Raw genomic sequence first — 19,652 nt, forward strand, 5'->3', positions numbered from 1 at the left:
TATGAGTTCGATTCAACTTACTGATTTATAAGATTTATAGGCTTCGGCACGACTCCTGCAATCTCCCGGTCAGAACGGATCTTCCGCATTCGACAGGACCTGGAGTCGGCCATGACAGCCACTGCTCAACCCACCCGAACCGCCCACATCATCCGCTCCGATGCCGAGGCAATCGCCGTCGCCCGGACCCTGGCCGAACGTTTCGCCGTCGAGGCCAGCGTGCGCGATCGCGAGCGGCGCCTGCCGTTCGCCGAGCTCGACGAGTTCTCCGCCAGCGGCCTGTGGGGCATCACCATTCCCAAGGCCTACGGGGGCGCCGGGGTGTCCTACGTGACGGTGGCGGAGGTGATCAAGATCATTTCCGCCGCCGACTCGTCCCTCGGCCAGCTGCCGCAGAACCACCTGGGCGTGCTCGACATCCTGTTGCAAACCGCCAGCGAAGCGCAGAAGCGCTACTACTTCGCCAAGGTGCTGCAGGGTTATCGCTTCGGCAACGCGTTCTCCGAAGCCGGCAGCAAGCATGCCGGCGCCTTCGAGACCCGCATCCGCTTCAACGCCGACGGCGCGCGGATCGACGGCGAGAAGTTCTACTGCACCGGTGCCTTGTTCGCCCATATCGTGCCGGCGGTGGCGGTCGACGAAGAGAACAAGGCGTTCATCGCTTTTATCGAACGGGATAACCCCGGCCTGACGGTGATCGACAGCTGGGACGGTTTCGGCCAGCGCACCACCGCCAGCGGCGGCGTCACCCTCGAGGCGGTGCAGGTGCCGCTGAGCGCGGTGATCCCGGCCCATCGCGCGTTCGACGAGCCCACCGCCGACGGGCCGATCTCGCAGATTATCCAGGCGGCGGTGGACACCGGCCTGGCAGTCGGCGCCCTGGAAGAAGCCAAGCGCCACGCCCGCCAGTCGCGGCCCTGGATCGACAGCGGCCAGGACCATGGCTGGCAGGACCCGTTTACCATCGCTGCCATCGGCGACCTGGAATGGCGGGTCCACGGCAGCGAAGCGATCCTGGAAAAAGCCGGCCTGGCCATCGACCAGGCCTTGCGCGAGCCCAACGAAGACACCGTGGCCCACGCATCGGTGGTGGTGGCGCAAGCCAAGGTGCTGTCGACGGAAAGCGCCTTGCTCGCCAGCAGCAAGCTGTTCGAGCTGGCCGGCACCCGCTCGGTGCTCGGCAAGTACAACCTCGACCGCTACTGGCGCAACGCGCGGACCCACACCCTGCATGACCCGGCGCGCTGGAAATACCACCTGATCGGCAACTTCCTGCTCAACGGCGTCAAGCCGGCACGCCACGCCTGGAACTGAGGAATCGCCCATGAACGCATTGAGCCAAGCCACCACCCAGCAAAAACACTCCGATGCAGAGCATGAGCCAAGCCATGGCGACCTGAGTCGCGCCCGCGAACTGCTGCAATCGACCCTCACCTTTGTCCGTGAACAGGCCAGGCCCTGGCCCGGCAGCGGCCTGGCCAGGGCCAGCGACGACCCTTATGTGATCAGCCGCTTTGGCGACCTGCTGATCCGCATCGAAGTCGCCGCCGCCTTGCAGGAGCGGGCGCAGGCCTTGCTCGCCAGGGAACAGGATGTCGCCGAGGTCGGGGTGGCCCAGGCCGAGGCGGCCATCGCCAGCCGCGAGGCCTTGCTCGCGGTGAGCCACGCCGAGTTCGAGTTGACCGGCCAGCGCAGCCCGCTGCCCGCCGCGCTGGATGAGCCGTTGCGCTGGAAATACCCGTTGATCGGCAACTACCGCCTCAACGGCGTGGTGCCGCCCAGTTTCAGGAGTGCGGTTTGATGCCCCGTGAAATCCGTCTCAACGCCTTCGACATGAACTGTGTCGGCCATCAGTCGCCGGGCCTGTGGGCCCATCCCCGGGACCGCTCCTGGCAGTACAAGGACCTCGAATACTGGACCGACCTGGCGCGGATCCTCGAGCGCGGCAAGTTCGATGGCCTGTTCATTGCCGATGTGCTGGGCATCTATGACGTCTACCAGGGCAACGGCGAGGCGGCGATCCGCCAGGCGGCCCAGGTGCCGGTGAACGACCCGCTGCAACTGATCCCGCCCATGGCCCTGGTCACCGAGCACCTGGGCTTCGGCCTGACCGCCTCCTTGTCGTTCGAGCATCCCTATCCCTTCGCCCGGCGTCTTTCGACCCTCGATCACCTGACCAAGGGCCGGGCCGGCTGGAACATTGTCACCTCCTACCTGGAAAGCGGGGCGAAGAACCTCGGGCAGAAAGCCCAGACCGAGCACGACGCCCGCTACGACTACGCCGAGGAATACCTGCAGGTTTGCTACAAGCTCTGGGAAGGCAGCTGGGAAGAGGGCGCGGTGCTGCGCGACCGGGAACGGCGGATCTTCAGCGACCCGAGCAAGATCCATGAGATCCAGCACTTCGGCCAACACTTCCAGGTGCCGGGCATCCACCTCTGCGAGCCTTCGCCGCAACGTACCCCGGTGCTTTACCAGGCCGGCGCGTCGAGCCGTGGCAAGCAGTTCGCTGCCGAGCAGGCCGAGTGCGTGTTTGTCGCCGCGCCATCCAAGGTGCTGCTGAAAAAGACCGTGGCCGATATCCGTCGCCGCGCCGCCGAGGCCGGGCGCGATCCGGCGAAGATCCTGATCTTCAACCTGCAGACGGTGATCCTCGGCGAGACCGACGCCAAGGCCAGGGCCAAGTTCGAGGAGTACAAGTCCTGGGTCAGCTACGAGGGCGCCATGGCGCTGATTTCCGGCTGGACCGGCATCGACTTCAGCCAGTTCAAGCCCGATGAGCCGCTCAAGCATGTGCACACCAACGCCATCCAGTCGGCGGTGGAAGCCTTCTCTACGGCCGACCCGAACAAGGTCTGGACGCCCCATGAGCTGGCGGACTGGGTCGGCATCGGCGGCTTCGGCCCGCTGTTCGTCGGCAGCCCGGAAACCGTGGCCGACCTGCTCCAGGAGTGGGTCGAGGACACCGATGTGGACGGCTTCAACCTGGCCTATGCGCTGACCCACGAAACCTTCGTCGACGCCGTCGAACTGCTGGTCCCCGAGTTGCAGAAGCGCGACGTGTACAAGACCGAATACGCCCCCGGCACCTTGCGCGAGAAGCTGTTCGGCGCCGGGCCGCGCTTGCCGGAGAGTCATCCGGGCAGTGCTTATCGCGATCTGGCGGCCTTGCATCGCCAGGAGCAGCAGGTGGCCTCCATCCGCGTACCGTCTCTGTAGCCGCTGCCGAAGGCTGCGATAGGTCCGGAGGACCTCCGGCGTGAGTGCAATCGCCGCGACCGTTCCGGTCGATCGCAGCCTGCGGCAGCGGCTACAGGTGCAGTGCAAACCAAAAAACCAGCCAGCGGACCACCGCACGCTTTTGCCCAAGGAATCGAGGTCAGTCCATGAGCGTGCATGAACTCAAGCGTTCGCCCCCGGCGGATGCGCGAACACCGGAAAACAGCGTGCTGCTGCCCGCGGCCCTGGAGCTGTTGCAGCACTGGGCGCAGGTCAGCCCGTTGGCCAGCGCGTTGCGTCACAAGCGCCACGGCCATTGGTACAACTGGCGTTGGATCGATGCCGCGCGCGATGTCGAGCGCCTGGCCGACGGCTTGCGGCAACAGGGTTTCGACGAGGGCTCGCGACTGGCGTTGAGCGGGCTGTTCGAGCCCAACCTGCTGCTTCTGGCCCTGGCCGCGCAACGGGTGGGCGGCCAGGTGCTGACCCTGAGCGACGAGCTCGATCCGCAAGCCCTGCGCCAGGCCCTGTGGAACTTGCGCCCCAGCCATGCCTTCGTGCATTCGCGCCAGCAACTGCTGCGCTGGGTCGCGGCCGGCGAAAACAGCATCGCCCCGCAATTGTTGATCGCCCATCAGACCGTTCCGCGCCTGCCAGAGGGTTCGCGCCAGCCGGTGCTGGCTTTCAGCGACCTGCTGGGCAGCCGGGAAAAGCCCCAGCGCCAGAACCACTGGCGGCATCCGGCCCATGCCGCGCAGCTGTGGAGCGAGGAGGGCACGCACTGGCCGGAAGGCCTGAGGGTCTTGCTGCACCAGTGGCTGCACAGCGGCCATAGCCTGGCCTTTCCGGAAAGCCGCGGTTCGGCCAGCCGCGACCGCCGCGATGTCGCTCCCAGCGGCCTGCTGCTCTCGGGCCCTTGCCTGCAACGCCTGGCCGACGATATCGAAAGCCGCCTGGCGCCCCCCGGCAGTTGGCGCCGCCGCCTGTGCGACTGGGCCATTGCCCAGCCGCACCGCCCCCTGCAACGGCTGCTGAAGAACCGGGTGCGCCGGCTCCTGGGCTTCCAGCGCCTGGATTACATCTGGCAGGCCCCCGGCACGCCCTCGAAATCTTCAGCGCCGGTATGGCTGGCCGAATTCAAACGGAATATCGCATGAGCGCCGCCGACCCCATCCTGCAAGTCAATGCCATCTCCCTGTCGTTCAAGGGGGTGAAGGCGATCAACCAGCTGTCCTTCGCGGTCGCGCGCGGCGAGATCTGCGCGCTGATCGGGCCCAACGGCGCCGGCAAGAGTTCCTTGCTCAATATCCTCAATGGCGTCTATCGCTTCGATGCCGGCTCGATTGTCTTCGACCGCGAGGCGTTCCAGCGCATCGACCCCTTGCAGGCTGCGCGCCGGGGCATTGGCCGCACCTTCCAGAACAACGCGCTGTTCAAGCAGATGAGCGTGATCGACAACCTGCTCAGCGGCCTGTCGCGGCACACCCGCGCCAGCTTTATCGAGCAGGCCCTGGGGCTGCCCCGGGCACGGCGCGAGGCCGAGGCCCACCGGCAGCTGGCCCAGGGCGTTCTCGAATTCCTCGACTTGCAGGCCCAGCGCGAGGTGCCGGTGGGCAACCTGGCCTACGGCCTGCAAAAGCGCGTCGAGCTGGGCCGGGCCTTGATCGCCGGGCCCAGCCTGTTGCTGCTGGACGAGCCCATGGCCGGGATGAACGCCGAGGAAAAGCAGGACATGGCGCGCTTCATCGCCGATATCAACCGCGACCTCGGCACCACGGTGGTGCTGATCGAGCACGATATGAGCGTGGTCATGGAGCTGTCCGACCATGTGGTGGTGCTGGACTACGGGCGCAAGGTCGGCGACGGCACCCCGGCCGAAGTGCAGGCCGACCCCGAGGTGATCGCCGCCTACCTGGGGGTGGTGCACTGATGGGCTTTTTCTTCGAAACCCTGCTGGGCGGCCTGTTGGCCGGCACCCTGTATTCGCTGGTGGCCATCGGCTTCGTGCTGATCTACAAGGCCAGCGGCGTGTTCAATTTCGCCCAGGGCGCGATGCTGCTGTTCGCCGCGCTGACCTTCGTCAGCCTGCACGACCAGGGCGTGCCCTTTGTCCTGGCGCTGCTGGCGACGGTGCTGGTGATGATCGCCGGCGCCTGGCTGATCGAGCGGCTGGTGCTGCGGCCGCTGGTCAATCGTTCGCAGATCACCCTGTTCATGGCCACCCTGGGCCTGTCGTTCATCATCGAGGGCCTGGCCCAGGGGTTGATGGGCTCCCAGGTCAGGGCGCTGGACCTGGGCATCGACGACGTGCCGCTGTTGCTCGGGCCGTTGATGCTCAGCCAGTTCGACCTGATCGCCGCGGCCACCGCCGTGGTGCTGGTGACAGTGCTGGCGCTGCTGTTCAACAAGACCCGCATCGGCGTGTCGCTGCGCGCGGTGGCCGACGACACCACGGCCGCGCTGTCGATCGGCATCAACCTCAACCGCATCTGGCAGATCGTCTGGGCCGTGGCCGGCATCGTCGGGCTGGTGGCCGGGCTGCTCTGGGGGGCGCGCCAGGGCGTGCAGTTCTCGCTGTCGCTGGTGGTGCTCAAGGCTTTGCCGGTGCTGATCATCGGCGGCTTCACCTCGATCGGCGGGGCGATTGTCGGCGGGCTGATCGTCGGCGCCGCCGAGAACCTGGCCGAGGTCTATATCGGCCCGCTGATCGGCGGCGGCATCACCCCGTGGTTCGCCTATGTGCTGGCCCTGGCCTTCCTTTATATCCGTCCCGCCGGCCTGTTCGGCGAGCGCGCCATCGAGCGAGTCTGAATCCATGTCCATTCCCTTGACCCAGGCCACCGCGCCTGTGCTGTTGGTCCCGCGCCGCCTGCCCTGGGGCCTGGGCGGCCTGTTGCTCCTGGCCTTCGTCGGCGTGCCCCTGGTGGGTAACGACTATTGGCTCAACGCCATTTTGATTCCGTTCCTGGTGCTGTCCCTGGCCGGGCTCGGCCTCAATCTGCTCACCGGCTACACCGGCCAGACCTCGGTCGGCGCCGCCGGCTTCATGGCGGTCGGCGCCTTCGCCACCTACGGCTTCCTGCTGCGCCTGCCGGAGCTGGGGCTGCCCCTGGCCTTGCTCGGCGGCGGTCTGGTCAGCGCGGCGGTGGGCTGGCTGTTCGGCCTGCCCAGTTCGCGGATCAAGGGCTTCTACCTGATGGTCACCACCCTGGCGGCGCAGTTCTTCCTGGAGTGGCTGTTCGTCAAGTTTCCCTGGTTCTACAACTACGGCTCCTCGGGGACCATCTCGGCGCCCCGGCTGAGCCTGTTCGGCCACGACCTCAATACCCCGGTCGGGCGTTACCTGCTGACCCTGGCCTGCGTGCTGCTGTTGACCTGGGTGGCGCTGAATCTGGTGCGCAGCCAGGTCGGGCGCAACTGGATGGCGATCCGCGACATGGACACCGCGGCGGCGGTGATCGGCATTCCGGTGGCGCGCTACAAGCGCCTGGCATTCGCCGTCAGCTCCTTCTACCTGGGCATCGCCGGTGCCCTGTGGGCGTTCGCCTACCTGGGCACGGCCAGCGCCAGCAGCTTCGATATCAATCGTTCGTTCCAGATCCTGTTCATCATCATTATCGGCGGCATGGGCAGCGTGGCCGGCAACTTCGTCGGCGCGGCCTTTATCAGCCTGCTGCCGATCCTGCTCAGCCACGCCGGGCAAGCGCTGTCGGGCGGCGCGGTGGATGCCGGGCAGTTGCAGAACCTGCAGAAAATCATCTTCGGCGTGCTGATCATCCTGTTCCTGATCAAGGAGCCGGAGGGCCTGATCCGCCTGCTGGGCAATCTCCGGCAACGGCTGGGCCACTGGCCGCTGCGTTTCTGAATTCCACTGCTGAGTAGAGAGAAAATATGCGTGCATCCTTGAAACGTTCCCTGGCCGGCGTCGCGGTGACGCTGGCGCTCCTAGGCAGTGCGGTGCCTGTGGCGCAGGCCGTGGCGGACCAGCAGTTCTTCCCGCTGGCCACCTACCGGGTCGGTGCCTATGCCTCCAGCGGGGTGCAGGTGTGGGCCGGCATGATCGACTACCTGAACTACATCAATCAGGTGGAAGGCGGGATCAACGGGGTCAAGCTGGTCTGGCTGGAGTGCGAGACCGAGTGGACGGCGGAGAAGGGCATCGAGTGCTACGAGCGCTTCAAGAACGGCCTGGACGGCGCGCCGGTGGCGGTCTATCAGCCCAACGGCGCCCCGGCGGCCTATGCCCTGAGCGAGCGCGCCGAGGTCGACAAGATCCCGCTGATCACCCTGGGCTACGGCCGTACCGAGGCCACCGACGGCACGGTGTTTCCCTATAACTTTCCGGTGATGCTGACCTTCTACAGCGAGGCCTCGACCCTGGTGAACTACATCGCCGAGCGCGAGGGCGGCTTCGACAAGCTCAAGGGCAAGAAGATCGCCACGGTCTACCACGACTCGGCCTATGGCCGGGAAACCCTCGGCCCGCTGAAGCTGCTGGCGGAGAAATACGGCTTCGAGAACATCCAGATCCCGGTGGCCGATCCGGGCAACGAGCAGTCGGCGCAGTGGCGCCAGGTGCGCCAGCAGAACCCCGACTGGGTATTCCTGCGCACCTGGGGCGTCTCGACCCCGGTGGCGGTGAAGACCGCCGCGCGCTTCGGCTTCCCGGTGGACCACATCATCGGCGACATCTGGGCCAGCTCCAGCGAAGACGTATTGCCGGCCGGCGCCGCGGCCAAAGGCTATCTGGCGCTGACGCCGTATCCGGCGGGAAGCGATTTCGAGATCCACCGACGTCTCAAGCAACACATCCTCGACCAGGGCAAGAGCGACCTCAAGGACCTGAAGAATTTCGGCAGCGTGTACTACAACTCCGGGCTGGTGAACGCTGCGGTGGCGGTCGAAGCGATCCGCACCGCCCAGGGCAAGTTCGGCAAGCGCCCGCTCAATGGCGAAGAAGGGCGCTGGGGCCTGGAGCACCTGAACATCGACGACGCCCGGCTCAAGGCCATGGGTTACCTGGGTTTGATGCAGAACCTCAAGCTGTCCTGCCGCGATCACGAGGGCGGCGGTTCGGCGCGGGTGCAGCAGTGGGACGGCGCCCACTGGACCCTGATCAGCGACTGGATCGCCGCCGACCGCGCCTTGCTGCGGCCGCTGATCGACGAGAAGTCGGCGGCGTTCGCCAAGGAGAAGAACCTCACGCCACGCAGTTGCGCCGGGGATGAATGACACATGAGCCAGACCGCTCCGGCCGCCACGGCCGACGACCTGTTGCAGGTGCGCGATATCGAGGTGATCTACGACGGGGCGATCCTCGCGGTGGCCGGGGTTTCCCTGGGCGTGCCCGAGGGCGGCATAGTCACTTTGCTGGGGGCCAACGGTGCCGGCAAGAGCACCACCCTCAAGGCGATCTCCGGGCTGCTGCGCGCCGAGCGGGCCGAGGTCAGCCGGGGCTCGATCGCCTTTCTCGGCCAGGACAGCGCCGGTGTCGACCCGAGCCAGCGGGTGCGCCAGGGCATGGTCCATGTGCTGGAGGGGCGCCATGTGTTCCCGCAGCTGACGGTGGAGGACAACCTGCGCAGCGGCGGTTTTGTCCGTGGCCTGAGCCGCCGGGAGCTGGCCGCCGACCTGGAGCGCATCTACGCCTGGTTCCCGCGCCTGAAGACCAAGCGCGGCACCCGCGCCGGCCTGACTTCGGGCGGCGAGCAGCAGATGGTCGCCCTTGGCCGCGCGCTGATGACCCGGCCGCGCCTGGTGCTGCTGGACGAGCCGTCCATGGGCCTGGCGCCGATCATCGTCCAGGAGATTTTCGAAATCGTCGCGCAACTCAATCGCGAGGCGCGGGTGAGCTTCCTGATCGCCGAACAAAACATTAATGTGGCGCTCAAGTACGCCTCCAGGGCCTACGTGCTCGACACCGGGCGCGTGGCCTGGTCCGGCACGGCCGATGAACTGCTGGCCCGAGGCGATCTGCAGGACTTCTACCTAGGCAGGCACTGACCCGTGAGAACCCCATGAGCCAAACACCCAACGGACGGGCGACTGGTGCCACCCGTGATGCCGATGTACTGATCGTCGGCGGCGGCCTGAGCGGCGCCTTGCTCGCCGCCCAACTGCTGCGCCTGCCGGGCCGGCGCCAGGTGCGGGTGATCGAGCCGCGCAGCGAGCTGGGGCGCGGCGAGGCCTACAGCGCCGTCGAGCTGGGCCACACCCTGAACGGCAACGCCGCGCGCATGAGCGTCGACCCGGACAACGCCGACGACCTGACCCAGTGGCTGAGCGACTACATCGCCGGCGGCGGCTGGCCCGAGTCGGACCGGCAGTCGGTGCCGGTCAGCGAGCTGTTTGCGCCTCGCGGGATCTTCGGCCTGTATGTCCAGCAACGGCTGGCCGAAGCCCAGGCGATCGGCGCCTTGCAGGGCTCGACGGTGACGCATGTGCGCGCCGAGGTGGTGGACTTGCAAGCCGACACCGAGGGTGCCTGGCTGACCCTCAACGACGGCCAGCGACTACGCGGCGCCTTTGCCGTGCTGGCCACCGGCATGTTCCCGGCGGCGCGTACGCCGCAGACCGAATCCAGCGGCCTCAACGCCGCCGCGCTGGACCCCTGGGATGTCGCGGCCATGAGCCGGCTCGACCCGCAGGCGACCGTGCTGATCATCGGCTCCGGGCTGACCATGGTCGACGCCGTGGTGTCCCTGGAGCAGGCCGGGCATCGCGGGCCGATCGAGGTGTTCTCGCGCCACGGCCTGTTGCCCCATGTGCGGCGCCAGCCACCGGCCTGGGTCGATTTCCTCGCCGAGGACCCGAGCATCCGCACGCCGCGCCAGCTGTTGCACGAGCTGCGTCGCCAGTGCCGCCAGGCGCTGGCGGACGGCGTGGACTGGCAGGCGCCGCTGGACACGGTGCGCGCGCATATCGGGCGCTTGTGGAGCCAGGCCACGGATGGGCAGCGCCGGCAGTTCGTGCGCCATGTGCGGCCCTGGTGGGAAAGCCATCACCACCGTTCGCCGCCGCTGAGCGCCGAGCTGGTGGCGCGTTTGCACAGGGAAGGGCGGCTGCGTATCCATGCCGCCTCGTTCAAGGGCTTGGAGCCTTCGGCGAATGGGCGCCTGGCGATTGGCATCCGTCGCCGCGGCGAGACGCAAACCAGCTGGGTCGTGGGGGATGCGTTGATCAACTCCAGCGGCATCGAATACGACTGGCGCCGGGTGGCCCGGCCATTGCCGCAGCAACTGCTGGCCCGTGGCCTGATCCAGCCGGGACCGCTGGCCCTGGGGATCCGGGCCGACGCCGGTGGCGCGGTGGTGGATGCCCAGGGGCAGGTCGCCAGCCGGCTGTTCGCCATGGGCCCGCCGTTGCGCGGCATGTGGTGGGAAAGCACCGCGGTGACCGATGTGGCCAGCCAGGCCAAGGCGTTGGCGGCGCGGTTGGTTGCATTGGCATAACAACGCCAACCCCCTGTAGGAGCGAGCTTGCTCGCGAAGCGTTGGGTCAGACACACCGCGTTGTTTCTATCGCGAGCAAGCTCGCTCCTACAGGCATGGCGGTGGGGTTTTAAAGGGGCTCGACACTCACCCAACGCTGCTCCCGCGCCGCGACCCGGATCGCCGCCGCCAGCCGCTCCACCTGCCAGGCTTCCGCGAAATCCGTCCCGCCTTGCCCCTGGCCGCCAAGCGCCATGATCAGTTCATGCACCTCCAGGGTCTTCAGCTCGTTGTAGCCCAGCTGATGCCCCGGGGCCGGGCTGAAGGCGGCGTAGCCGGGCAGGGCGGGCCCGGCCAGCAGACGCTGGAAGCCGCTATCGCCGATACGGTACAGGCGCAGTTCGTTGAGGCGCTCCTGGTCGAAGGCCAGGGTGCCGCGGGTGCCGCTGATCTCGAAACTCAGGTGGTTCTTGTAGCCGTGCTTGAGCCAGCTGCTGCTGAAGGTCCCGCGGGCGCCGCTGGCGAAACGCAGCAGGGCGTGGGCCTGGTCGTCCACGGCGATCGGGCGCTGTTCCTGGCTGCCGGCGCTGGCCGGGCGCTGGTGGTGCACGGTCTGGCTGTCGGCGCAGACCGCCTCGACCTCACCCAGCAGATAACGCGCCATGGCCAGCAGATGGCTGCCCAGGTCGGCCAGGGCGCCGCCGGCGTGTTGTGGCTCGCAGCGCCAGGAGAAGGGCGAGGCCGGGTCGGCCATGAAGTCTTCGCTGAACTCGCCCTGGAAGTTGACGATCTGCCCCAGTTCGCCGCTGTCGATCAGCGCCTTGGCCTGCACGATCATCGGGTTGTGCTGATAGTTGTAGCCGACCCGGGTGACCACCCCGGCGGCTTGGGCCGCCTGCTGCATCTGCTGCGCCTGCTCGACGCTGACCGCCAGGGGTTTTTCGCAGTACACCGCCTTGCCGGCCTTCAGCGCGGCCATGGCCATGGGGAAGTGCAGGTGATTGGGCGTGGTGATCGCCACCAGATCGACCCTGGGGTCGTCGATCAGCCGTTGCCAGTCGCTGTGGGCCCGGGCAAATCCCCAGGCCGCGGCGCAGTGTTCGGCGCGCTGGCTGTCGGCATCGGCCAGCGCCGCCAGGTGCAGGCGCACCGGCAATTCGAATACCGCACTGACATTACGAAACGCCAGCGCATGGGCCCGCCCCATGAAGCCGGTGCCGATCAAGCCTATTCCAAGTTCACCCATAGCCGGACCTTTCAGAATTCTTATTGTAGGGAGTGCTATTTATGGAATAAAAATTCGGTAATTGCAATCTGTGGAATAAATTTTCAGTGGCGCGCCGCTGACGGCCGGGGCTTGGTTGAGTGTGGTTCTCTGCTGGGTGCTGAGTGGGCTCAATTGAGCCAGCCAGTGGTGAAAGGCTTGCGTATGCATGAAAGGTAGACCTCCTGGGTGGATGCCTACCTTTCAGACGTGTTCTGGCAACAGGCTATTGAGGCATAGTTTTTTATGTCTCGGCCTCGGCTCCGCATGCCCTGGTCACATCAAAAGAGCCTGTTCCACAGGCGTTTGGCCGCATTCGGCTGTTCCGCCCGCTCGCCGGTCGATTGAGGTGCCGAGGGCGGCGGTGAAGGCCGCGCAGCGGACGGGCGCGGCGCCTGGGCACTGCGTTTGCGCTGCTCATGCTGGTCCTGGAGTGCGAGTAGTTCGGGGCTGTCCGGACGGGCTTCCAGGCCATGCTTGATATAGGCCCGCGCCAGGTCGCGATCGCCCTTGGCATACGCGCTTTCGCTCATCTCGGCGTAGAGCAGTGCCACCTGGTTCAACCCGGCCAGCGCCTTGGCGTTCCCCGGCTCCAGGCCGAGCATCTGCCGGTAATAGAACACCGCGCTGTCATCCTCGGGTTCCAGCAGGTGTTCTTCGGCGATGCGCTGCTCGGCCAGTTGCCGGTAGCCGGCGATCCGCGCCGCGGCTACCCGTTGCAGTCCTTGCCGGGCCTGGGCGCTGGCTTCGTCGAGCTGCAAGGCCTGGTTGAAGAAATACTCGGCATTGTCTTGCGCCGGCTCGACCAGCTGGCCCGCCGCCAGGCGCTGTTCGCCACGTGCCAGCAGCTCGGCGATCTCGAACCGCTGCTGCAGGTACAGGCCGGTGCCGCTGGCAGCGCCGAGCAGCAGCAGGCCGCCGAGTGCCCACAGCGCCAGGCGCCTGTTCGGGCTGCGCTGGCGGGCGGGCTCGGCCTCGGCCTGGGCCTGGGGCGGCGCAGGATCGACCAGGGCCGGCGCGAAGCGGGTAGATTCCAGCGCCACCTCGCTGGGCTCGTCCGGTTCGTCCGGTTGCTCTGGCTGGTCCAGCTCATCGAGTGCCTGCAGCAGCGCCCGGCAGTCGGCGAAGCGCTGGTTGGGGTCCTTCGCCAGCATCCGCTCGAGTACCGCCTTGTACGGGCTGATATGCGCCGGCAAGCTCGGCGCCGGCATCTGCACGTGGTTCATCACGGTCTGGGTATAGCTGGCGCCGCGGAACGGATTGGTGCCGATGAGCATCTCCAGGAAGATCACGCCCAGGCTGTAGATGTCGGTGCGGATATCCAGCGGCTGGCACTGCGTCTGTTCCGGGCTGCTGTAGGCCGGGCTGCCGACCGCGATCCCGAGCCCGGTGAGCTCGCTGTCCATCTCCAGCGCCTTGGCGATGCCGAAATCGGTGATCACCACCGTGCCGTCGCTGCGAAAGAGGATGTTCGCCGGCTTGATATCGCGGTGGATCAGGCCCTGCTCATGCACCACGGCCAGGCCGGTGGCGATCTGCCGGACGATATCCAGGGCGCGCGTCGGCTCGAACACCTCGCCCTTGTGCCGGGCCAGGTCGCCGCCGCCGACGAACTCCATGGCCAGGTAGTAGCGGCCATCGGCCAGTCTGTTGATGTCGTGGATGGTGATGATCGTGGGGTGGTGCAACGAGGCGACGATATGCCCCTCGCGGATGAAGCGCTTGCTGAACGCCTCGTCATTGGCGTTGAGCAGCACCTTCACCGCCACCTTGCGGTGCAGCGACTCCTGGGTTGCCAGGTAGACTTCGGCCATCCCGCCTTGGCCAAGCCGGCTATGCACGCAGTAGCCGGGTATCTCGGGTAATCGTTCGTCCATGAAAGAATCCGTACGCAGCCGCTGATTGAGGTATCACCGATACTGTCGGGCCGGATGTCACCCGTCGGATCAGGTCTCTAATGAATTAAGAGCGGGGAACTTTTCCGGTAGTTCCTGGCTCGCCGTCTGCTGCCGTCCTGGCGTTTCGCGCTGCGCCTGGCTGGGCAGAACCCCGGCCTGTCGGGCCGAATGTCACCCGTTGGGGCTCTAATTGATAAGAGCGGGGAACTTTTCCGATAGTTCCCGGCTCGCCGTCTGCCGCCGTCCTGGCGTTTCGCGCTGCGCCTGGCTGGGCAAGCCCCCGGGCGCCGGGTCGAGTGCGCAATGCCGGCATATGAGCCTATCCTGGGGCGCTGCAAGCGACCGCCGGCGGTCGTTCAGCGGCGCTTCGTAGCCCACGGAGGTGAGCCACATGTCACGAATGGTTTCGCTCCTGGCGTTGCTCGGCGCCTTGTACCTGGCGCTCTGCGTCGCGGCGTGGGGGTTGCAGCGTTCGCTCATCTACTTCCCCCAGCCCCGCGCCATCGCCAGCCCCGCCACGCTGCTCAGGCTGCCGGTCGCCGACGCCGAGGTGCTGGTTTCCGTGAGGCCCCACGACGGCCCGAACGCGTTGCTCTACTTCGGCGGCAACGCCGAGGACGTGTCCCTCAACCTGCCGGAGTTTGCCCGGGCCTTTCCCGAGCATGCACTCTACCTGCTGCACTACCGAGGCTATGGCGGCAGTTCCGGATCGCCCTCCGAGGCGGCCATCGCGGGCGATGCCATGGCCTTGTTCGACAAGGTGCAGGCCGCCCACCCGCGTATCGTGGTGGCCGGGCGCAGCCTCGGCGCGGCTGTCGCCGTGCGCCTGGCCAGCCAGCGTCCGGCATCGCGCCTGGTGCTGATCACGCCGTTCCACAGCCTGCAGGAGTTCGCCGCCAGCCAGTTTCCCTTTCTTCCGGTGAGGTGGCTGCTGCGGGACAAGTTCGAATCCTGGAAATACGCACCGCGCATCGCCGTGCCGACTTTGCTGATCGCCGCCGAACACGACGAAGTCATCCCGCGTTCGAGCACCGAGACGCTCTATGCGCATTTCGCCCCCGGCGTGGCCAGGCTCGAGGTCGTCCCGGACGCGGGGCATAATTCGATAGACGCGAGCCCGCGGTTCCTGGAACTGCTCCGCAGCGGGCTGTGAGCGCGCCGGCTTATGCCGGCTCCTCGCGCCTGTCCATGGCCACCTGGCGGATCGACAGGCGGATCTGCGCCGACAGCACGCGCTTGGCGGCGCCTTCGGCCAGCTCGCCGAGCTGCGAGTGCTGGCTGAGCTTGCCGGCTTCGTCCTGGCGCGGCACGCGCTGGTCGAGCAGGCCCCGCGACCATCCCCAAGACGCTCAGCTTTGGCTTGGCAATGCGGGCAGAGCTGCAAGGCCGGCAAGCCATCCAGCGCTGCTGACGGCCGCGAACTCTGCAGGGCTTGGTTGAGTGGTTCTCTGCCGGGTGTTGAGTTGGCTCAATTGAGCCAGCCAGTGGTGAAAGGCTGCGTATCCATGATCGGTAGACCTCCTGGGTGGATGCCTACCTTTCAAACTGGTTCTTGCAACAGGCTATTGAGACATCGCCAATAAAAAGGGTGCAATGAACAGTCATTGCACCCATGGGCCGATCACCCGAGCAGGGTCAGAACTGGAAGGTGAACCCCAGGTTGACCGCGCTGCCACCGCCATGGCCGGACACCAGCCCGGTGTAGTTCAGCGACACCAGGGTGTCTTTGCTCATGGCCATTTCCGCAGCGGCCTTGACCACCGCGCCATCGCGAGACACCGGCACGCCGTTCACCGCAAAGGCCGTCGCACTGCCGGCAAATTTCAATGAGGTTTCACGATCCAGGTCGCCGTACTGGTGTTCCCAGCCCAGCTCGCCACGCAAGGTCACCGAGCGGGTGGCGCTCACCGGCAATTGCGTATGACCTCGCAGGCCAAGGGTCGAGAGCGTGGCGTCCTGGCTTTGCTTGCTGCCATGCAAGGCTGCCGCACCGCCGCGTTCCTTGAACGAGTCGTTCTGGAAGTTGATGTAGCTGAGGTTGGCGAAAGGCTCGAAAGCCGCCCACCGGGTGTAGCCGATTTCGCCGAACACCTGATCGGTACGCGCGTTGTAGTTGGCTTTTTCATGGCTCGACTGGTTGCCGTACGTCACGTCACGGGAAGTGTCGAAGCGGTGCCAGGTGGTGGCTCCGCCGAGGCGCAGGGCGATGCTGTCGAAACGTTTGCCGCCATAGATCGACAGGTGATAGTTGTCGCTGTCGGCGGAAGTCCTGGAGGCTCCGTTCAGATCGGTTCGGGTGTAGCCGGTTGCCGCCCCGACGCGCCAGCCATCGCCGACGTCGGTGTCCAGGCCGAGCAGGACGCCGGTGGTGGAAGTGCTGTAGCGCGTGGCGTTGTGATCGGCGTCGACTTGCCTGTGGCCGCCGAGCAATTGCACCCAGCCACCATTGCTGCTGGCCTGGATATCCCTATCGATATCCAGGGCCTGAGCCTGTTGCAGGCGGCCGTTGACTGCGTCACGCAGGTAACGGCTGTCAGCGATCTGCGCAGCGGCGATGTCGGCGTGCACCTGGCCATCGAGCTGGTTGAAGGCTTGTCGCGCCAGTTCCGCCGAGTCGGAGGCCAGGATGCTCTCGTACACCGGATTACCTGCGCTCAATGTGTCGATGGCGCTGGCGACGGCACGCTCGTTACGGGTCAAGGCTACGCTGGCGAACGCGGTCTGGTTGCGGTAGATGCCCAGGTTCAGCTGGTTCGGCTGGTAGTCCAGGCGGGTGTCGAGGAACAAGAAGCTGGGGACGACGGCAGCGAACTGGCCGTTGATTCCCTGGCTGGCGCTGAGGATGTTGAACTGCTGGCCCAGGTAGCTGCTGGCCTGGGCCGCAGACAGCAGGTTGGGGCTGTTTTCCATGGAGAGGGTGACCTGTCCGCCGTTGAGAGTCGCCACGCCCGTGCTCTGGATAGTGTCGGTCTGCCCGTTGGCGGCGATTTCCACCGCGTACACCGAGCCCGGGTTGAACGTGACGTCGCCGGTGTGCAGGGTGCCGACCGAATGGCCGGGGGCCACGGTACCGCCGTTGTTCACCAGCAGGGTGCCGATGCTGCCATTACCCGCCAGGGTGCCGCCGATACGGGTGACCACCTGGTTATTGGCATCGACGGTGCCCACGGCGCTGCCATCGACCGTCACGCTGGAGGTCAAGCTGCCGTCCACCGAGAGCTTGCCGCCACGGACCCAGGTACTGCCCGAATAGCGGCTCTGACCGTCGAGTACCAGTTCCCCATCCCCGGACTTTGTCAGGCTGCCGACATAGGTCTGGCCGGTCAGCGGGTCCAGGCCGCGGGTCAGCGTTGCCCGTTCCCGGGCCATGCCGATCTCGTACTGGAATTGATCGTCCGCCGAGGCCCCGGCCGGCAGACCGTTGACCCAACCTTTTTGCTGCTTGATAGCGCTCCAGGTGGCCTGTTCGGCAGCGTCTTCACTGCGTCGGACACGGATCGCTTCGTCGGAGATGTCGTTGGCCCAGATATCGCGGGTGCCGGCGGGCAGCGCCACGGCCAGTGCGCCGACGAACTGTCCCGGGCCCTGCATGGCCTTTTTCAGGTTGGGCAGGCCCCAGCCGTTGACCACGCCTGGCACCTGCGGGGTGCCGGGAGCGGCGTCGTGCACCGGTTGCAGGTTGTCGTAGGTGCGTCCGCCCGTCCGGTCGCCGACCGGGGTGTCCGGGCCGTCCGGGGTTTGCAGGGTGGAGGTGGTCAGCAAGACATCGCGGGCCTGGCTCGCGGTCATGTAGGGAAAGCGCTGGATCACCAGGGCCAGGGCGCCGGAAACGCTGGGGGCGGCCGCCGAGGTGCCGTTGGCGTTGGGGATGATCTCGCCTTCCGGTCCTGCGGACGGAATGCCGGAAACCCCCATGACGCACCACCACTTGGAGGTGCCGCAGCGGTTGTAGACCTGGGCGCCGCTCTCGTCATAACCGGTGATGGACAGCCACTTGGATTCCAGGTCCGGCTTGAAATAGGGGAGGTTGGCGTTGGTGTCCGGGTTGGCGCCATGGCTGTCGTTGCCGGCAGAGATGATCTGGATGAACGAGTACTGCCGGCCGGCGTCGGCCATGGCATCCATCCAGGTCTTCTGGCCCGCGTGGGCCTTGTCCCAGAACGGCCGGTAGGCGGCGGTCATGTCCCTGAGGATAGCCTGCGGGCTGTCGCCGACCGTGCCGAAGTGGTTCTCTACGTCATTACGCGAGTTCTGCCCCCAGCTCTGGTTGACGATCGACACTTTTTTCGCCGCCAGCGCGTCGTAGCTGGCCATGAAGGCGTTGTAGTCGAGGTCGTTGGAGCCTTGATAACGGTCGTTATCGCTGCCGCCGGTGTTGGCCACGAACAGATTGGCGTCGAAGGCGATACCGTGCATGCCGGTACCATTGCGACTGGCCGCCAGTACTCCGGACATTTCCGTGCCGTGGCCGTCGTTGAAGCTCGGGTCGTACTCACCCGGAATACTGAAGTGCTCACCTTTGTGGAACTCGCCGGCCGGCACCTCCAGCCGATAGCGCGGATGGGTTGCGTAGTATTCGCCGGTCGAGGTGACCGCCTGCACACGATTTTCGCCTGCGGCGTTCTTGCCCTGGAATTCCGAATGTTCACTGAGGATGCCCGAGTCCAGCACGCCGACGTTTACCCCTTTCCCGGTGATACCCAGGGCATAGGCGTAATAGGCGTTGGTCCGGTCCAGGCCGGAGTTGACCTGGGCTTCCGGAGTCTTCCAGGTTTGCGCGTTATTGCTCCAGTTGCCGGTCGCGGCGGACCATGACTGTCCGGTATTGAGTTGTTTATGCAGGTTCGTGGCCACACCCGGCTCTATATAGGTATAAGGTTGGGCCGCCGGCAGGTTGGCAATAATCGCTTGGGCGAAGTCGAATATGTTCTGGGTATAACGGCCAGAGTTGCTGAACAGGCGGCTTTTATAGCGATCCAGATTGTTGTTGTAATCAAGTGGCTTGCTCGTATCGCCGAGCATTGCACTGATCGACAGGTTTTCCGCCTGCAACTCGTAGTTCTGCTGGAGCAACGAGTCGAACTTTGTCGATTGCGCGGCAAACTCTTTGGCTGCCTGGTCCAGGGTATTGCCTACACCAAAACGCAAGTTGGTATACACGGCGCTGCCCGGCGCGAATGACGCAGCGGCGTTCCTGAACGCAGCCTCCAATACCTGGGGTGTATAGGGCGAGCCGGTGGGCGGATTATCTGCCAGAGCCATCTGGCCCTGACCCAGCCACAAGGCGATGGCCATTGCGACAGGGCTCAGGGAAGCCGGTTTTAAACGGTTGCTGCGTTTGCCTGAATCGATACCTGCTACGTCCATGTTCCTTTTCCTTGAGATATGTCCTTGGTCGAAACTGATGTTTCGATCTCTTGTAATAGGCAGGGTTTAAATGATGGGCCGAAACAAAGGTGCTGTTTAGAAGCGCCTGGTGTGCTTATTGTTTTTATTGAGCAATAGGGAATTCAGTCCCGGTTATCGTTACTGTTCGCTTGATACTCACTAGGTGGTACATATTAGAAAGTCGACAATCAACGAGTTGTCAGTTGTTGATCCTCAAGTTGTTTTTCTTTAAGGCGCACATCGGCCTCCGCTGTTTTCAAACAATGGTTCTTCACATGAGTGGTGTTGCAGAAAACTAACTGCGAGAGGGTTATAGCATGACAAATGAGCTTGTAACAAAATATTTATAGAGTGCTACGAACTTGATACCAGAACTGTGACAGGTTTGGTTTTCTGTTTGAGAAAGGTTGGGGCGAGGTGTGGGTGCCGGGCACTAAAAAGGCAGCCCGCAGG

Annotated in this window: 14 protein-coding genes and 2 pseudogenes; 11 read left to right on the forward strand and 5 right to left on the reverse strand. The window is 65.5% G+C overall.

All coding sequences use genetic code 11. The annotated features are described in order from the left end of the window. Window positions 1–111 precede the first annotated feature (111 nt). The 10 genes from PVZ78_RS07380 to PVZ78_RS07425 all read left to right on the forward strand — a co-directional run bounded on the left by PVZ78_RS07380 (window position 112) and on the right by PVZ78_RS07425 (window position 10,670). Window positions 112–1,314, forward strand: a complete 1,203-nt coding sequence (locus tag PVZ78_RS07380) for an SfnB family sulfur acquisition oxidoreductase (protein WP_273828504.1) — start codon at window positions 112–114, stop codon at window positions 1,312–1,314. A gap of 10 nt (window positions 1,315–1,324) precedes the next feature. Next, on the forward strand, window positions 1,325–1,801 hold the full coding sequence (locus PVZ78_RS07385) for an acyl-CoA dehydrogenase (RefSeq protein ID WP_028682683.1): 477 nt from the start codon (window positions 1,325–1,327) through the stop codon (window positions 1,799–1,801). After that, complete coding sequence (locus tag PVZ78_RS07390; protein ID WP_273828505.1) at window positions 1,801–3,219, forward strand: LLM class flavin-dependent oxidoreductase; 1,419 nt, start codon at window positions 1,801–1,803, stop codon at window positions 3,217–3,219. Before PVZ78_RS07385 ends, PVZ78_RS07390 begins: the two co-directional genes overlap by 1 nt. 167 nt (window positions 3,220–3,386) lie before the next feature. Beyond that, complete coding sequence (locus PVZ78_RS07395; RefSeq protein ID WP_016701807.1) at window positions 3,387–4,376, forward strand: AMP-binding protein; 990 nt, start codon at window positions 3,387–3,389, stop codon at window positions 4,374–4,376. Beyond that, on the forward strand, window positions 4,373–5,149 hold the full coding sequence (locus tag PVZ78_RS07400) for an ABC transporter ATP-binding protein (RefSeq protein WP_016701808.1): 777 nt from the start codon (window positions 4,373–4,375) through the stop codon (window positions 5,147–5,149). The genes PVZ78_RS07395 and PVZ78_RS07400 overlap by 4 nt, the downstream gene beginning before the upstream one ends. After that, entirely contained in the window at window positions 5,149–6,030 is an 882-nt protein-coding gene (locus tag PVZ78_RS07405; RefSeq protein ID WP_028682686.1) for a branched-chain amino acid ABC transporter permease, read from the forward strand. The genes PVZ78_RS07400 and PVZ78_RS07405 overlap by 1 nt, the downstream gene beginning before the upstream one ends. A gap of 4 nt (window positions 6,031–6,034) precedes the next feature. Further along, the gene (locus PVZ78_RS07410; RefSeq protein WP_053268799.1) at window positions 6,035–7,084 is read left to right on the forward strand and encodes a branched-chain amino acid ABC transporter permease; all 1,050 of its coding nucleotides are present in this window, start codon (window positions 6,035–6,037) and stop codon (window positions 7,082–7,084) included. 26 nt (window positions 7,085–7,110) lie between these two features. Next, window positions 7,111–8,451, forward strand: a complete 1,341-nt coding sequence (locus tag PVZ78_RS07415; protein ID WP_273828506.1) for an ABC transporter substrate-binding protein — start codon at window positions 7,111–7,113, stop codon at window positions 8,449–8,451. A gap of 3 nt (window positions 8,452–8,454) precedes the next feature. Then, window positions 8,455–9,222: an ABC transporter ATP-binding protein gene (locus PVZ78_RS07420; RefSeq protein WP_009048500.1), complete on the forward strand. Its 768-nt coding sequence runs from the start codon at window positions 8,455–8,457 to the stop codon at window positions 9,220–9,222. A gap of 14 nt (window positions 9,223–9,236) precedes the next feature. Then, complete coding sequence (locus PVZ78_RS07425; protein WP_273828507.1) at window positions 9,237–10,670, forward strand: FAD/NAD(P)-binding protein; 1,434 nt, start codon at window positions 9,237–9,239, stop codon at window positions 10,668–10,670. A gap of 109 nt (window positions 10,671–10,779) precedes the next feature. Here the strand turns inward: PVZ78_RS07425 and PVZ78_RS07430 are convergent, their stop codons facing one another. From PVZ78_RS07430 to PVZ78_RS07435, 3 genes and pseudogenes are all read right to left on the reverse strand, one after another. After that, the gene (locus PVZ78_RS07430; RefSeq protein ID WP_110175146.1) at window positions 10,780–11,895 is read right to left on the reverse strand and encodes a Gfo/Idh/MocA family protein; all 1,116 of its coding nucleotides are present in this window, start codon (window positions 11,893–11,895) and stop codon (window positions 10,780–10,782) included. 90 nt (window positions 11,896–11,985) lie between these two features. Continuing rightward, a pseudogene (locus PVZ78_RS31755) lies at window positions 11,986–12,084 on the reverse strand (IS1595 family transposase); the annotation flags it as partial. Window positions 12,085–12,194: 110 nt separating this feature from the next. Next, window positions 12,195–13,790 carry a serine/threonine-protein kinase gene (locus PVZ78_RS07435; protein ID WP_273828508.1) on the reverse strand — a complete coding sequence of 532 codons (1,596 nt, stop codon included), beginning with the start codon at window positions 13,788–13,790 and terminating at the stop codon, window positions 12,195–12,197. Between the two features lie 412 nt (window positions 13,791–14,202). Between PVZ78_RS07435 and PVZ78_RS07440 the strand changes: the two genes are divergently transcribed. Beyond that, window positions 14,203–14,964, forward strand: coding sequence for an alpha/beta hydrolase (locus PVZ78_RS07440; protein ID WP_273828509.1), 762 nt, complete (start codon window positions 14,203–14,205; stop codon window positions 14,962–14,964). Window positions 14,965–14,974: 10 nt separating this feature from the next. Here the strand turns inward: PVZ78_RS07440 and PVZ78_RS07445 are convergent. Continuing rightward, window positions 14,975–15,136, reverse strand: a pseudogene (locus PVZ78_RS07445) (hypothetical protein); the annotation flags it as partial. 310 nt (window positions 15,137–15,446) lie between these two features. Next, window positions 15,447–19,178, reverse strand: a complete 3,732-nt coding sequence (locus PVZ78_RS07450; protein ID WP_273828510.1) for an autotransporter domain-containing protein — start codon at window positions 19,176–19,178, stop codon at window positions 15,447–15,449. Window positions 19,179–19,652: the final 474 nt, after the last annotated feature.

Origin of the sequence: Pseudomonas sp. SBT1-2 (assembly GCF_028640875.1) — a bacterium.
GTDB classification, from domain to species: domain Bacteria; phylum Pseudomonadota; class Gammaproteobacteria; order Pseudomonadales; family Pseudomonadaceae; genus Aquipseudomonas; species Aquipseudomonas chlororaphis_I.